Raw genomic sequence first — 14117 nt, forward strand, 5'->3', positions numbered from 1 at the left:
CGTCTCTTGCCTCCGTGGATCCAGCGTTTCACAATACCCTTTCCTGTGATCAGCAAGCCTGGTGCCGCGCATTCGTCGTTCGTATCACGTCGCTCGTCTCCCGGTTGAAACCTGCGAGATGTGTTTCACGAACGACGCTTGAGGGATTTCAAGAGCTTGGGAGGACACCGTTCAGCCGACCGTGTTCAGCATCCTGTTCCGCTCGTAGGGTGCTTAGAAGGCATCCCCGCATGGAGGCGTTCTGCGCCAGCCTGCTCCGGCGACTGGGGTGGAACGCAACGGTGCCTGATCTGAGGATCGAGATCATTGGGGCATGATCATTTGTGGCGTCCAGGATCCTCGCGGCTGTGCTCGGGCCCGCTCATTGCTTAATACAGATGGTCAGGCTCCATGGGGGCGGGAAATCTTGCAGGGGTTGCGGGGAGATTCTAATGGTGCACAACGCCGACGTCGCGGCGGTTTTCGAGGAAATGGCTGACTTGCTGGAGATCGAAGGCGCCAATCCCTTCCGGGTCCGGGCCTATCGGTTCGCCGCCAGAACGCTTCGCGATCTTCCTGCCGAGGTGGAGGAGATGGTGGCGAAGGGCGAAGATCTGACCAGCCTTCCCGGCATCGGCGACGATCTGGCGGGAAAGATCAAAGAAATTCTCTCAACAGGAACCGCGGCCGCCCTAGAGGCTCAGCGCAAGCGGGTGCCGGCGACGCTCGCGGAGTTGCTCCGCATTCCCGGGCTCGGGCCCAAGCGGGTGAAGCGGCTCGCGCACGAGTTGAAAATCCGTAGCCTGTCCGAATTGCAGACAGCGGCGAAGGAAGGCCGGGTCCGGACCCTGTCGGGGTTCGGGGAGAAAACCGAGCAACACATTCTCGACGCACTGGCCACGCGTCTTGCAGAAGCCCCACGGGTGCAGCGGGCCGTGGCGATTCCCTCTGCCGAGGCTCTGGTGGCGTACCTGGAACAATCGTCAGGAGTCAGCCGGGTCATCGCGGCAGGGAGTTATCGTCGTGGACTGGAAACCATCGGCGATCTGGACATTCTGGTGACGGCTCCTGCGGGGCGCACCGTCATGGATCGGTTTGTGGCCTATCAGGAAGTCCGCGACGTGTTGGCGCATGGCGCGACGAAGTCCAGTGTTCGCCTTCAGAGCGGTTTGCAAGTGGATCTCAGAGTCGTGCCACAAGAAAGCTACGGAGCGGCGCTGCTCTATTTCACCGGCAGTAAATCGCATAACGTCGTGCTCCGGCAACTGGCTCAACAGCGCGGCTTAAAGCTGAACGAATATGGCGTGTTTCGTGGAGACAAGCCTGTCGCCGGAGAGACGGAGGAATCGGTCTACGCCTCCCTCGGCCTGCCCTGGATTCCACCGGAATTGAGAGAGGGACGGGGAGAGATCGACGCGGCGAAGGCCGGGCGACTGCCGCACCTCGTGGACCTGCAGGATCTGAAGGGCGATCTCCATGCCCATACGAAGGCGACCGACGGCCGGAATAGTCTGCCGGAAATGGCGGAGGCCGCCCGGCTGCGCGGATTGCGCTATTTCGCCATCACGGACCATTCCCGCCGGTTGACGATGGCCAAGGGGCTCGACTCCGCCAGGCTGCTGCAACAAATGGAAGACATTGACCAGCTGAATGCCACCCTGTCAGGGATCACGATTCTGAAGGGGATCGAAGTCGATATCCTGGAAGACGGGAGCCTGGATTTGCCGGATGAGGTGCTCGGCCGGTTGGATCTGGTGGTCGGCGCGGTGCACAGCCGCTTCAACCTCTCGAACCGCCGGCAGACCGAGCGCATCATGAAGGCGATGGACCATCCGCACTTCTCCATCCTGGCCCATCCCGGCGGGCGCCTGATCGGCCGGCGTGAGCCCTATGAGGTGGACATGCTTCGCATCATCCGGAAGGCGCGCGAGCGCCGCTGTTTCCTCGAAATTAACGCCCATCCCGAACGACTGGATCTGACGGACATCCATTGCCGGATGGCGAGGGAGGAAGGCGTGTTGCTGGCGGTGAATACGGATGCGCACAGCATGCTGGATCTGGAGAATGCGCGCTTCGGGGTCGGCCAGGCCAGACGGGGATGGCTTGAGAAAACGGATGTACTGAACACAAGGCCGTACGCGGAGTTGAGGAAGTTGCTGAAGCCGACCATGGAAACCTGAGGCCGGCAGGGGAGACGGGTTGATTGGTGCCGATCCTGTGATGCGTTCGATGTCGGATGGAGGACAACGATGACGGACAAAGCCGAGTTGTTGGCAAAGGCCTCGAAGCCGGCGGAAGAGGCCTTGCGGCTGCATGCGTATTACAAGGGAAAGATGCAGACGTTGCCGAAGTGCGCGATCCGGAGTCTGGAGGATTTTTCGGTGTGGTACACGCCCGGCGTGGCGGCTCCCTGCAAAGCGATCCAGGCCGATCGCGAACTCGTGTACGACTATACGAACAAGGGGAACACGATCGCCATCGTGTCGGACGGCACCAGAGTGCTGGGGCTGGGCGACATCGGGCCTGAAGCGGGGCTTCCCGTGATGGAAGGGAAGGCGCTGCTCTTTAAATATATGGGCGGGGTGGACGCGGTTCCGATTTGCCTCAACACAAAAGATCCGGACGAATTGATTCGAACGGTTCGGCTGCTGACCCCGTCCTTCGGCGCGATCAACCTCGAGGATATCGCGATGCCGAAGTGTTTCAGGATTCTCCGCGAACTGCAGGACGACTGCCCGATCCCAGTCTGGCACGACGATCAGCAAGGAACCGGAACGGTGCTCCTGGCAGGTCTGATCAATGCGCTCCACGTGGTCGGGAAACAGATGGGACAGGTTCGGATCGCGATGATCGGCATGGGCGCGGCGAACGTGCCGACCTATCGATTTCTCACGGTCTGCGGGGCCGATCCTTCGCGTATTGTGGCCTGCGACGCGGGAGGCATCCTTGGAACGCACCGGCGAGAATATGAGCAGGACCCTGCCTTCAGCGAACAGTGGAACGTGTGTTTGCACACCAATCCAGCCGGTTTGCGAGGCGGCATTGCCGAGGCCTTGCAGGGAGCGGATGTCTGTGTGGCCTTCTCGGCCGGCGGGATCATCAAACCTGAATGGGTAAAGAGCATGGCGCGCGATGCCATCGTGTTCGCCTGCGCCAATCCCGTTCCGGAGATCTGGCCTTGGGACGCGAAAGACGCAGGCGCGCGGATCGTGGCCACAGGCCGCAGCGACTTCGCCAACCAGGTGAATAACTCTCTCGTGTTCCCCGGCATTTTTCGGGGCGTGCTCGACGTGCGGGCGCGGGCGATCACCGATGAGATGGCGATCGCAGCGGCCCATGAACTGGCTCTGTGCGCCAGGGAGCGCGGGATCCATGAGGAGAGCATTCTGCCGACGATGGACGAATGGCAGGTGCCGATGCGTCTGGCGGTGGCGACGGCGACCAAGGCTCAGGAGCAGGGACTGGCGAGGGTGGCCAGGACACGCGACCAGGTCCACATTCTGGCGGAATCAAAGATACGTGCCGCCCACGAAGCGATGCGCGTCTTGCTGAGAGAGGGGCTGATCGTCGCGCCGCCGGCAGCGAGGGAGTGATGAGTGCAGTGGAGGCGGGAATCGCGATGGCCATGCAGGACTAGGCGCAGGGGTGAGTGGTAATAATCGGTATTCAATAGAACGGAAAACGTCCGATGAGCTAGGGCCTCGAAAGGTCGCTCCCGGCCAGGAGCGGAAGTTCGGCGCCGAGATCGCACCGACATAAAGCGGTCCTCAGCCCTGTAGCATTAACGACCCAAATGAGCCGCAGCGGCCACATGATGGCAAGAGACGATAAGCGCGTCGGTTCCATTTGGATGTTAGGCAGGCGATACTTCAGAAGCCCGCTCTGGCAATGCACCTCCCGCAACGAAACGCCATCTTCATTCCCATGCGCGCGACGTTGGATCTCAGGCATTGACCGATCGCCCTGGCGCGCGCGCGAAACCACGACGCGTCGTTGCTCTCATTCTTGCACTCGATAACTTGAGCAACGGTCGTACTGACACCAGAGCGGACGAGACATACGGTAATCGGGTCAACCGGAATGGCCCAGGCAGGGACTTTCTCAATTGCGTGCTCAATCCACGTGTCACCGTAAAGGTCGGCGAGTAGCACAGGTGGCAGTGCATACTCACCAATCTTGACGACGAGAATCGCCCGTTCCTTGTCGTCTCGCTGAACTGACACTGAGGCCCGCATCTCACGACGCATGGTCGGCGCACCAGTCGGCCATTGCGTCGCCAAAAGCTCAAGATTTATCTTGCCATCCATGAGCGCCTCGTCGTCCCATGACAGAGCAAGTTCATACTGATTGCCATTCGCTTCGAACTGCACAGTCTTCAGATCAGGCATGGTGTTTTTTTCCTCCGCCTAACAATGTTTGGGCGGATCCATATAAGAGCCGGATCTACCATTCTCTATTCGCGTAACACACCGTCATTGATCGTGAACAATATCCCATCATCGATGGTGGTGCAAATGTCTGCTTTTCAATTCTGTTATCAACCGGTTTAGGTTGTGATTCGCCTGCCATGGCATCAGGCAAGTGTCGGCCAAGTGCTGAAGTTCGGCACCGAGATCGCACCGCCGTAAAGCGGTTCTCAGCCCTGTCGCGTTAACGCTTCGGTTAAGCGGCGGGCCGCGTAGCGGACCCAACGCTGCAGCGGTTGTTAGCCAGCCTTCTTCAGTCATACCCTATGACTCCGATCGCGAGCTCCTCTCGGTCGGGGCTGACTGATGCGAACTCACGATACACGCACCACACGAAGTCCCAATCGACTTTGGCTTCAGCCTGATCGGGAGCATCGAGCACAAATACATCGTCGCCACGCACCCTGGCAGCTGCAGCCCACCCTTCGACTGGTTCTCGCTGCTCGATATTGGGCGGAACAGTAAACTCAGGGTCGTCGAGCGCGGCCCGGATTTGCTCCTTGAGCTGATCGCAGGTAATCGGACGGAACCACTCTACGACAAGTCGGTCGCACAGGAACGGGCCATGGCGCTGGATGGACTCTCCCCATTGACCGGGATCGCAGAACGATCGTTGCGAGATCGGGTCGCGCAGGAACTCAGCAAGCACGTGATAGCAATCCCGCCGCTCGGCAGCGGGGCCATCGACCTTGAACTGCGTGAGGTCGAACCACCCGAAGTCCCACAGCGGAGTCATCGTCGTTTTGATCACGGAGAAGCTGAGTGCCATTTAGTCTTGAACCTCGTATGACTGCCTAACTATGTTTAGGCCGATCCGTATAAGAAACGGATCTGCCATGTTCTATCCGCGTAATACGCCTTCAATGATTGCGGACAATATCCCATCATCGACGGCAGTGCAATGAGTGACGGCCCATCGATCATTTATCACGGGTTCTTATATGGATCGACGTAAGCCCCCTCTGATAGCGGTCAGTCGTGTGCTTTGGCTTTGGGTCGATAGCTGGCACTGACTGCCAGGTCGAGTCTGAAGTGCTACAGTTGATTCCTGCTTTTCCGTGCTTACCTAACAAGTGAAGGAAAGGAGGCGCAAAGCTTCTTGAGGTCGGCAGCCTCGTTTGAGTTTGACTCGCCCTTGTGCAGCCAACGTGCAAAGGGCACCGCGTGTGCCTCGGTTGCGGGAGAGGGTTCATGGTGCGCGCATTGTTTCTCGGTGCCAGTAGGCACGGCCGTCGATGCGGTCCTTGTGAAGATCGATGCGCGGGATGATCAGCAAGTAATGCGACTGAAGGATCGTCGAACTCTTCCTGGCCAGTCGGCATCCCCGGTGTTCCACACAAGGGCGGGCCCTGTTTTTTTATCTCGCCTGCTGAATACTTCCAGTTCCTTGGTCGCCCTCTACTCAGCGCTGTGCAGCCGTTTGACGAAGATCCACGACGGATCTCAAGAGCGTCACGCCTCATCATTTTGGTACGGAATTGAGAACCTGAGAAGGGTAAAAAGCAGGGCGGAGGCAGGGTCAGAGAGCTTGTCAGCAACAGTGGAGATCTTGGAGAGGTTTCAGGCTTCCCGCTTGGCACCTGCGGGCCTGCTCACCACCTCTGCGCTCGACCTCGGTTCCCGTCTCTGTTCCTCTCACCGAAGCCTCCGCTCACTTATTGGATAATGCTGTTTTGGGCGAGGTCAATGGGGGCTCGTGCCCCAGTGGTCTGCCGGGCGTCTGTGGCAATTTAGGGCAGCGGCGAAATAGAGATTCAACCATCGCAGTGGTTTGTGCGTGGCATATCCTATGCTGCTTCGTAACACAGGCGGCGCGCTCTTGCGCCGGCGATCAGAGGGCTGAGGGGCAACGATGCGATGGTTGGTTGCACTCGATGAATCGGAGTGTTCCGAGCGGATCATCGGATGGATGCGAGCTTTTCCCCATTCGAAGCAGACGGGGGTGACCGTGGTGCATGTGCTGGCTCCGTTGGAGGTGCCTGAGAGCATCGGCGTCAGCGGGCAACAGCTGCTGCTGCAGCAGCAGAGTGCGATGGTTGAGGCCCTGCTTGATCGCGTGCGCCGACTCCTGGAGGAGTCCTTTGCCGACGTGGAAGTGATTGTGCGGGAAGGCGTCCCGAGCAGCGAGATTCTGCAAGTCATTCAGGAGCGCCGACCGGACTTGGTCGTCTCAGGCATGCAGGGGCTCTACCGGTCCCCGGGTTTCACGATCGGTGGGGTCGCTCAGCGGCTCCTCTCCTATGCTCCCTGCAGTTTGATGCTGGTGCCCGGCAAGGCGCAGGCCGGCGGCGGGTTGCGAATCATGCTGGCCACGGATGGATCGGAGGATGCGCAGCGTGCGGCCTGTGTCGTGGCGGGTCTTCCCGGGATACGCGAGGTGACGATCGTGAGCGTCGTGCGTCCGCTGGGCGCGGAGAAAACGGTCCTCGAACGGTTTCAGCCCGATGAGAGCCGTAAGATGGAGGCGGCGTTCCTGCGTCAACGGCGTGCCGGGGCGCGCAAGGCCATCGCCGGATGCGAACGCCTGTTGCGAGACGCATCGATCACGGTGCGCCCCAGGGTGATTGCCGGCCATCCGGCCGAGGCCATCGTTCGAGCTGCCCGGCGTGATGCCGCGGACCTGCTGGTGGTCGGATCTCGCGGCCTGACCGGGATCAAGGCGGCCGCGCTCGGGAGCGTGTCCCAGGCGGTGGCGCAGTTGGCACCCTGTCCGGTCTTGATCGTGAAGGCGTAGTCGGAGGTCGAATGGGGAGGAAGCAGGGGCGGGATGTGGAGCCGAGTCCGAAGGGCGTGGCAGGTGAAGCCGAGAGCGCCGACCGCAAGGCCCTGCTTCGGCAGTTCGGCTACAAATTGTCATGACCCAGAGGAGACAGGCGCGACGACGAACCCTCACAAGGAAGGAGGGGAAAGATGCGGATCTCATATGACATCACGCGAACGATGGCACGCGGCCTCGTGCTGACCTGCGTGCTCCTGTTATTGGCCGGGGGATGGAGTACGGTCGCTGCGATCGAGAAGGACTGGCTTGATGCGATGGTCCAGGCGGTCCTCGTGGAACAGGCGAAGGAAGGAGCGAGCGGTCACCTGTTCGCCCCCTATCTCGGACAACTCACGAGGGTACGCGCGCACCTCATCAACGGCGAGAGTGAGGCGGTGTATCGGGCCATGAATCGGTTCATGGAGATGCTCCAGGCACGCGAAGTGGGGATTTCCGACGAGGCCGCGGATCGGCTGTTCGACTATTGTTACCTCGTGACTCCGGCGCAGTATCACGATGTCTCTCGGCATCTGAACCGGCTTAGCAGGCAGGAGGTTGGTCCGCCGTCGGCCTGAGTTGCCACACGCGAGGATGTATACGTCATATCCCACACTCCACTGGTTACGGTTCGAGGGGGTTGTGTGAAGGGAGTCCCCTGCAAGAATGAGTAGGTCGCATTGACCTACCCGGAGGTCTCGGGATGGTTTGCCGTCTCGCTCGCGCGAATCCTCGAATTGGATCTCACGGTCTTACGTCTTCGCTTTCTCTTCGCTCACTCTCCGCGCTTTTAGTCGGCGCAAAAGTTCTTGGAACGACGACTCTCCGATGATCCTGCCGAATTGACTGCGATAGTTCATGACCAGGCTCACTCCATCGACAATCACGTCATAGGCATACCAGGTACCGCTCTTATTCGTCAGCCGATAATCCATCGGAAAGTCGAGCTTGTCGGATACCAGTCTGGTTCGGACTTCGGCATAGCCGTCGACGGTGCGCTCAGAGAGATAGACCACCCGTTCGCCTGCGTAGCCCTCGATCCTCGCCGCATATTGGTCCGAGAGAAACGTCTTGAACAGCTGTACGAATTCCTGTCGTTCGGTTTGACTGAGCGGTTTCCAATGGGCGGCGAGCGTCCGTTTCGACATTTCTTCGTAGTCGAACCGCTCGGCGATGATGTTCTCCAGGAGATGCCGACGCTGTGTCAGGTGGCCGGGGCCCTTCAATTGTTGGTCGTCCAGAATGTGAAAGACCGCGTCGAGTGTCGCGCGAACGACGGCGGTCGGAGGGGCGTGCTCCGGCGCCGCCTGTCCGCTGCCGGCCGGTGCCCAGCCGATGATCAGGCTGATGAAGACCGCGTTGACGATGCCGGAGAGGCGTTTGGTGTCTCTTCTATGCGTCTGCACGCGTCACCTCCCGATAGGCATATTCCGGTTAGGTCAGAATCGCATGTGATGTTGCCGCATGATCGAGTACCTGCTGAATGTGCACCTCGACCTGCCTGAGCACCGACGGAGAAACGGCATAGCCGTCGCTCTCGTAGGTCAGAATGGGCATACCCTGCTGGTTACTGAGCGGTTTTAGAATGGCCTCTGAAATCCGGAAGGGGAGGCAGTTGAACGGCCCGATGAGGATCAGTCCGTCATACCCTTCGCGGGCGGCATCGAGTCCCTTGCCGATGGTGGGCAGGAGTTCGCCCCAGATCGTGCGGGACACATGCTCGGCGCCCTTGTGAAAGACAGTGGCGGCGGCGTTCGGCCCTGCTACCAGGAGGCCGGTTTTCTGAAACAGCCCGCGGTAATGTTCCTCCACACCCCGCAACATCTGATGCCCGGCCCATTGCTGCAGGTACCGTCGGCCTTCCGGCTCAAAGATTCTGGTGCAGGCTTTGGCCATGGCGAAGCCGCCCGGTTCCACTCCCCACTGCTTCGCAGTGGAGGCCATCTCGTCATAGGTGAAGTAGAGGAACAGATCACTCAGATCGACCGGCTTGAGGATGATGCCTCGCTCGGCATAGCGGTCGCGTACCCCGTCCATGAAAAACGAACTGAACCGGGTGAAGAAATCGCCGGCCACCACGACCCGCGGGCAGGTCAACGGATCTTTGAGTCGCGGGATTGCCGCCACGCGATCGATGAAGGCAGGCAACGTGGCATGAAATTCCTCCACCGACCGCGCATCCTCCACGAAGTGTTGCCACTCCTCCTTCAAGTGCTCGATGCTTCCTGGACTACCCACGACACGCAGGACATGGTCGATTTCCACCAGGATGTCTCCGATGACGATGGCCGGAGAGAAGGCCCGTGTCAGGCGTTCCTTGTCGAAACCGAGATACTGATTCTCCTCACGGGGATCGAAGAGGAAGACGTCGGCCAATCGCTGCTCGGTGATGAACCGTTCCAAATAGCCCATGTAGGAATCACTCACGCAGGGGGCTCCGCCCCGCAGCATATAGAAGCCCGCAACCTCCTCGGGACGACGCTGCTCGCTGACCTGAAGCAGTTGCCCGATACAGATCGGCAACGGCAGACATTCGCGGCCGGATGTGTATTGGAGGCCCCGGTCGAGCTGCCCGCGGTTCAGTGGCAGGATGAGTCCGGGATGTAACCCGAGCCAGCGGGAAGCCATGGTGACTGCCTGGGTGTGGTACGGGGAAAAGTTCGGGAAATAGATCCTGACCTGCGGGTCTGTCAGTCGTACTTGCTCCCCGTTGGAACGGACGATCCGGCCTTCCGGGAGCAGCCGGCAGGCGGTGAACGACTCGCTGGGGCGATGGTGCTTGTCCTGGTAGTTGCCGATGATGTCGAGGAAGGCCTCCAGCCTGGTTTGGACACCGGCATCGGCGGTGTGCGCGTCGATCTCCAGAATCAGATAGGGTTTCGATCCCATTTCGGAGGCGAGGGTGGCATGGGTAAAGGCATCGATGGTGCAACTGAAGTTGCTCACGCTCAGCAGGAACAGATTGGGATGCTGCTTGGCGATCGCCACAGCATTTAAAATCTGGTTCGCGAAGTGCCAGGACGTGGGACCTTCGCCGACGGGTAACAGACAGTCGGCGGGGATCACCGACACACCCATGCTGGAGAGTTTCTTGCTCACTGATTGCGAGGCTTCCGGCGTGAAGGCATTGTAGCTGTGACCGGCCAGGAGAATGGCAGGTTTGCCCGCCGAGACGGCGGCTTCAAGCGCCTGCCGTCCCAGCTCACAGAGCCTGCGTTCGGCGTCAGTCTGGGCATGGACCGCCGCCACCCAGGCGTTCTCGGCCACATCACGTGTGATCCCGAACTCCTGCACGACCGTGTCGATCAGGGCGGAGCAGCCTTCGTACCCGTTGGTGAAATCCAGCACGGGCGAGAGTAGCCGGCTGCCTGGAAAGGCTTTGGCCAAAAAATAGGGCTCCGCCTGGGTGATCGGGCAGAGGTACGAATCCCGGCAGTGATTCGGGTGAGGCATGCGCACCACATGCGGGATGAAGATGAGTTCGACTCCTCGACGCGTGAGATCGAGCACGGCCCCGTGGGCGATCTGCGCAGGGAAGCAGAATCCTGAGTTGGACGTGAGATCGCCTCGCGGGTCCACGTCCGAGAGCAGCACTTCCATGCCCAGGTGCGCAAAGAAGGTGGAATAGAGCGGAAACAGGGAATGGGTGGTCAGCGCCCTGGGAATGCCGATGCGTGTGCCGTTGGCCACTGCGTTGGCGGTGGGGTGGCCTAAGGATTCACGCACGAAGGCTTTTGCGCTTTCATACGCCGGTCCGACTCCCCAGCGCTGACGCTCGACCCGCTCGTGCTGAGGTGTGGCGGCAGGCGGAAGGCTCGGGACTTGAAAGAGAACCTCGGCTCTCGTCTCGACCAGGTCTGTCACGGCGGCAGTGCGGGCCTTTCGTTTCCACACATTCTCGTAGAGGCTGCAACGGCCGCCGAAGGGAAAGCGGCGTCCCGCGACCATGAACCGGTCGATGCTGCAATACATCTTGCAGGCCCCACAGGTGAAGCGGCCGACCAATTGCATCTCCGGCCGGCTCAGCGTGAGGAGGTCGGCGGGAGGGCTCATCCGCGAGCCGGATCGCTTCAACGCGAGTAATCCGACTCCGAGCGCTCCGAGCAATTCAGGGCTGGGCGGGATGACCACATCGCGGCCGACACTGTGGGCGAAGGCATAACCGACGGCGTGGTTGAGTGCGACGCCGCCTTGCAGAAAGACCTTCTTGCCCACGTAGCGTGGGCCCTTCACGCGGTTGAGATAGTTGCCGGCGATGGCATAGACCAGGCCCGCCACGATGTTGTCGCGAGGGTGGCCCTTCTGTTGGGCCAGCCGAATATCGCTATTGATGAAGGCGGCGCAGGTCGCCTTAAAATGCACGGGAGAGGGCGCGGCGATCGCCAGACCGGCGATGTCGGCGACGGTAATCCCGAGATCGCTCTGGGCGCTTTCTTCCAGGAACGATCCGGTGCCGGCCGAGCAGGCGTTGTTCATCGCATAGTCGATGGGCACGCCGTTGCGCAGGTAGATGTATTTGGAATCCTGCCCGCCGATCTCAAAAATCGTGTCCACATCCGGGTCGAAATGGGTCGCCCCCGCCGCATGGGCAGAAATCTCGTTATAGACATGTTCGGTGCCGAGATAGGCGCCGGCCAGCTCACGGGCTGAGCCGGTCGTGCCGACCAATCCGATCGGGCGGTTCCCGACCGCATCGACGAGGGCTTGAAGGCATTCCCTGGTGGCTGCGACGGGATTTCCCTTTGTGCGCCCGTAATGGGATGCCACCACCTTGTGTGTCATGGGATCGAGCAGAATCGCCTTGGTCGTCGTCGAGCCGGCGTCGACGCCGAGGACCAGTGGTCCGTCTGGTGGTGCCTGCAAGGGTGGCGTGGCGATCACGTGCACCCGTTCGCCGTACTGATGGAGCGGCGGGAGATGGCCCAACTCCGGCTGCGCCGCGAGTTTAGGCAATCGTTCGTGGGGTTCGTCCCGGGTGAGCAGGGCGGTTCCCCAGGCCTCGAACCAGGGACTCTCGGGGAGAACCACAAACTCGGTCTGTGGGAGCTTGGCGCGCAGCGCGGCCAGCATCGCATCGTTGTGTGTGACGCCGCCGATCAGCAACACTCGTTTCGGCGCCTGTACGCCTTTTTCCAGCAGCGCGATCACTTTGTTGGCCATGCTGTCGTGGAGCGTATGCAGAACGTCTTCGGGCGTGGCCTCATTGCGGTTCAGCTTGTGCGTGATGTCCGATTTGCAGTGGACTGAACAGCGTGAGGCCAGCGGCACGACCTTGCCGTCGAACGACCGGCGGACCGCTTCCTCCATGCCCAAGCCCATCCGGCTGATCTGCTGCACGAAAAACTCGCCGCTTCCGGCCGCACATTTATTGTGAGACAGGACGTTGGTCAGTCTTCCGTCGACGAGCAAGTAGACCAGAAACGATTCCCCGCCGAGTGAGGCCACCGCATCGAACGTGCCCTCCACCTCGCGAAGCGCCCGCTGAATCGCCGCCACTTCGGGGACATGGCCGAGCTGGCCGGAGACCCCGAAATATTCCGCGTCGGCAAAGTCCGGTCGGGCCAGCACTTCGGTGAAGACTTCCAGCGGACGGCCTTGGTGGGCCACGACCGTCGCATTTCTGGCGTCGCCGCGGATGGCCGCCACCTTCACCGTGAGGGCGCCGATGTTGATACCGACGTACGACATGGAACAGTCACCTCGTAGGATGCAAATCCTTGCTTCTTGTGGAGCGCTATAACCAGGGAGCAGCAAGTCGCATACCTTCGCGCGTGCCTGTCCCCTGCAGGGATGATAGTCCATAGGAATTTGCATTACCGCGAACCGTAATGTTGTCGAGTCACAGTCCGGGGTGGGGGCGGATACCTCACTGCTCACATCGCGACTGGTGCGAATCGCGACAGAGGAGGCCGGTGGGGATGGGGAGGGAGAGGGCGAAAACGTGCACGAGCCGCGGCGGCACCACGGCCCCGATCAGTCATTCTGCGGGTAGGTCCTTGAACAGGTCGTCGAGCATGTGGGCCCACAAGCGGCGGGCGATTTCATCGAAGGGAATGCGGAACTCGCGAACGTCCTCACCCGCGAGGGTGGCTTCACCGGAGGATTCCCAGACGATCTCGCCCGTTCTGGTATCCCACAGTTGCAGGCTCATGCGGAGCATGGTGACGCGGGTTTGCAGGACACGGAGACCAAAGAAGGAAAAGCGCCCGGACATGGATTGGTTGAAGGAGGCGAGGCTGGGTTGAAAGACATAGTTGGTGTGAATGGCCTGTCCGATTTTCTGGAGCCCCGCCCGATTAAGGATACCGGTTCTGACATAGGCGGTCACCATAGCGGCATACTCTTCCCCCAACTCTCCCCGGTTGATGCGGTTCAACGCTTCGTGGACCGGCAGAGCCGTGATCAGAGTCGGCCGCTGATCCAAGGCACTCGACAGTGAGCGGGAGACCTGATGGGCAAACCCTTCCAATCCGAATCCCACCACCGCGTTCAGGACGGCAACCTGCTCGTGCTTCAGCGTGGCCGGGTCAAAGGAGGTGGCCTTGGGGCGGAATGTCGTTTCTTCTCCCCACTGTTGCAGAGGCCCGATACAGCCGGCTGACAGCAAGAATCCCGCGAGCAGGAGCACCCATACGACTGATGGCCCCATGCGTCTCACCCGGACGGTTCCCCCCTCTTGCGATGGCGAGTTCATCACCGTGATAGCCTCACAACAGATGCAATGATTGGTCCCGCATCCGGCTGGAGTTCAGGTGAGGAAATCCGCTACAAGCGCTCTGCCATGATGCTGCGAAAGGGCACAGGCATGAACTCGATAGCAGGGATGCCGGAGTCCCCTGTATCGGCGGCGCTACTCTCGCGGACACTCCATCGCGGCGAGTTTGCTGAACAAACGGGCCGTCGATCCGATAGCTGGA

9 protein-coding genes are annotated in these 14117 nt (G+C 60.6%); 4 read left to right on the plus strand and 5 right to left on the minus strand.

Annotated features, from left to right (window positions below; translation table 11 throughout):
- The first annotated feature begins 377 nt into the window (after positions 1-377).
- Positions 378-2159, plus strand: coding sequence for a DNA polymerase/3'-5' exonuclease PolX (polX, locus tag H8K11_11710; GenBank protein ID MCS6264412.1), 1782 nt, complete (start codon positions 378-380; stop codon positions 2157-2159).
- Positions 2160-2228: 69 nt separating this feature from the next.
- On the plus strand, positions 2229-3572 hold the full coding sequence (locus H8K11_11715) for an NADP-dependent malic enzyme (protein MCS6264413.1): 1344 nt from the start codon (positions 2229-2231) through the stop codon (positions 3570-3572).
- 276 nt (positions 3573-3848) lie between these two features.
- On the opposite strand, the gene H8K11_11720 is transcribed toward H8K11_11715, so the two are convergent.
- Together H8K11_11720 and H8K11_11725 are read right to left on the minus strand one after the other, a co-directional pair.
- Positions 3849-4367 (minus strand): hypothetical protein, encoded by a 519-nt coding sequence (locus H8K11_11720; protein MCS6264414.1) that lies wholly within the window; start codon positions 4365-4367, stop codon positions 3849-3851.
- A gap of 331 nt (positions 4368-4698) precedes the next feature.
- The gene (locus tag H8K11_11725) at positions 4699-5214 is read right to left on the minus strand and encodes a hypothetical protein (protein ID MCS6264415.1); all 516 of its coding nucleotides are present in this window, start codon (positions 5212-5214) and stop codon (positions 4699-4701) included.
- Positions 5215-6297: 1083 nt separating this feature from the next.
- On the opposite strand from H8K11_11725, the gene H8K11_11730 reads away from it, so the two are divergent.
- Positions 6298-7179: a universal stress protein gene (locus tag H8K11_11730; GenBank protein ID MCS6264416.1), complete on the plus strand. Its 882-nt coding sequence runs from the start codon at positions 6298-6300 to the stop codon at positions 7177-7179.
- Between the two features lie 176 nt (positions 7180-7355).
- The gene (locus tag H8K11_11735) at positions 7356-7778 is read left to right on the plus strand and encodes a hypothetical protein (GenBank protein ID MCS6264417.1); all 423 of its coding nucleotides are present in this window, start codon (positions 7356-7358) and stop codon (positions 7776-7778) included.
- A 174-nt stretch (positions 7779-7952) separates the two neighbouring features.
- On the opposite strand, the gene H8K11_11740 is transcribed toward H8K11_11735, so the two are convergent.
- The 3 genes from H8K11_11740 to H8K11_11750 all read right to left on the minus strand — a co-directional run bounded on the left by H8K11_11740 (position 7953) and on the right by H8K11_11750 (position 13849).
- Entirely contained in the window at positions 7953-8567 is a 615-nt protein-coding gene (locus H8K11_11740) for an ABC transporter substrate-binding protein (protein ID MCS6264418.1), read from the minus strand.
- 67 nt (positions 8568-8634) lie between these two features.
- Positions 8635-12888 carry a hypothetical protein gene (locus tag H8K11_11745; GenBank protein ID MCS6264419.1) on the minus strand — a complete coding sequence of 1418 codons (4254 nt, stop codon included), beginning with the start codon at positions 12886-12888 and terminating at the stop codon, positions 8635-8637.
- A 289-nt stretch (positions 12889-13177) separates the two neighbouring features.
- Positions 13178-13849, minus strand: a complete 672-nt coding sequence (locus H8K11_11750; protein ID MCS6264420.1) for a hypothetical protein — start codon at positions 13847-13849, stop codon at positions 13178-13180.
- Positions 13850-14117 lie beyond the last annotated feature (268 nt).

It is taken from the genome of Nitrospira sp. (genome assembly GCA_024998565.1).
Lineage (GTDB): Bacteria > Nitrospirota > Nitrospiria > Nitrospirales > Nitrospiraceae > Nitrospira_A.

Excerpts from the sequence above, each read along its gene's own strand:
- polX (MCS6264412.1), top strand. The coding sequence starts at position 378 with ATGGTCAGGCTCCATGGGGGCGGGAAATCTTGCAGGGGTTGCGGGGAG.
- H8K11_11715 (MCS6264413.1), top strand. The coding sequence starts at position 2,229 with ATGACGGACAAAGCCGAGTTGTTGGCAAAGGCCTCGAAGCCGGCGGAA.
- H8K11_11720 (MCS6264414.1), bottom strand. The coding sequence starts at position 4,367 with ATGCCTGATCTGAAGACTGTGCAGTTCGAAGCGAATGGCAATCAGTAT.
- H8K11_11725 (MCS6264415.1), bottom strand. The coding sequence starts at position 5,214 with ATGGCACTCAGCTTCTCCGTGATCAAAACGACGATGACTCCGCTGTGG.
- H8K11_11730 (MCS6264416.1), top strand. The coding sequence starts at position 6,298 with ATGCGATGGTTGGTTGCACTCGATGAATCGGAGTGTTCCGAGCGGATC.
- H8K11_11735 (MCS6264417.1), top strand. The coding sequence starts at position 7,356 with ATGCGGATCTCATATGACATCACGCGAACGATGGCACGCGGCCTCGTG.
- H8K11_11745 (MCS6264419.1), bottom strand. The coding sequence starts at position 12,888 with ATGTCGTACGTCGGTATCAACATCGGCGCCCTCACGGTGAAGGTGGCG.
- H8K11_11750 (MCS6264420.1), bottom strand. The coding sequence starts at position 13,849 with ATGGGGCCATCAGTCGTATGGGTGCTCCTGCTCGCGGGATTCTTGCTG.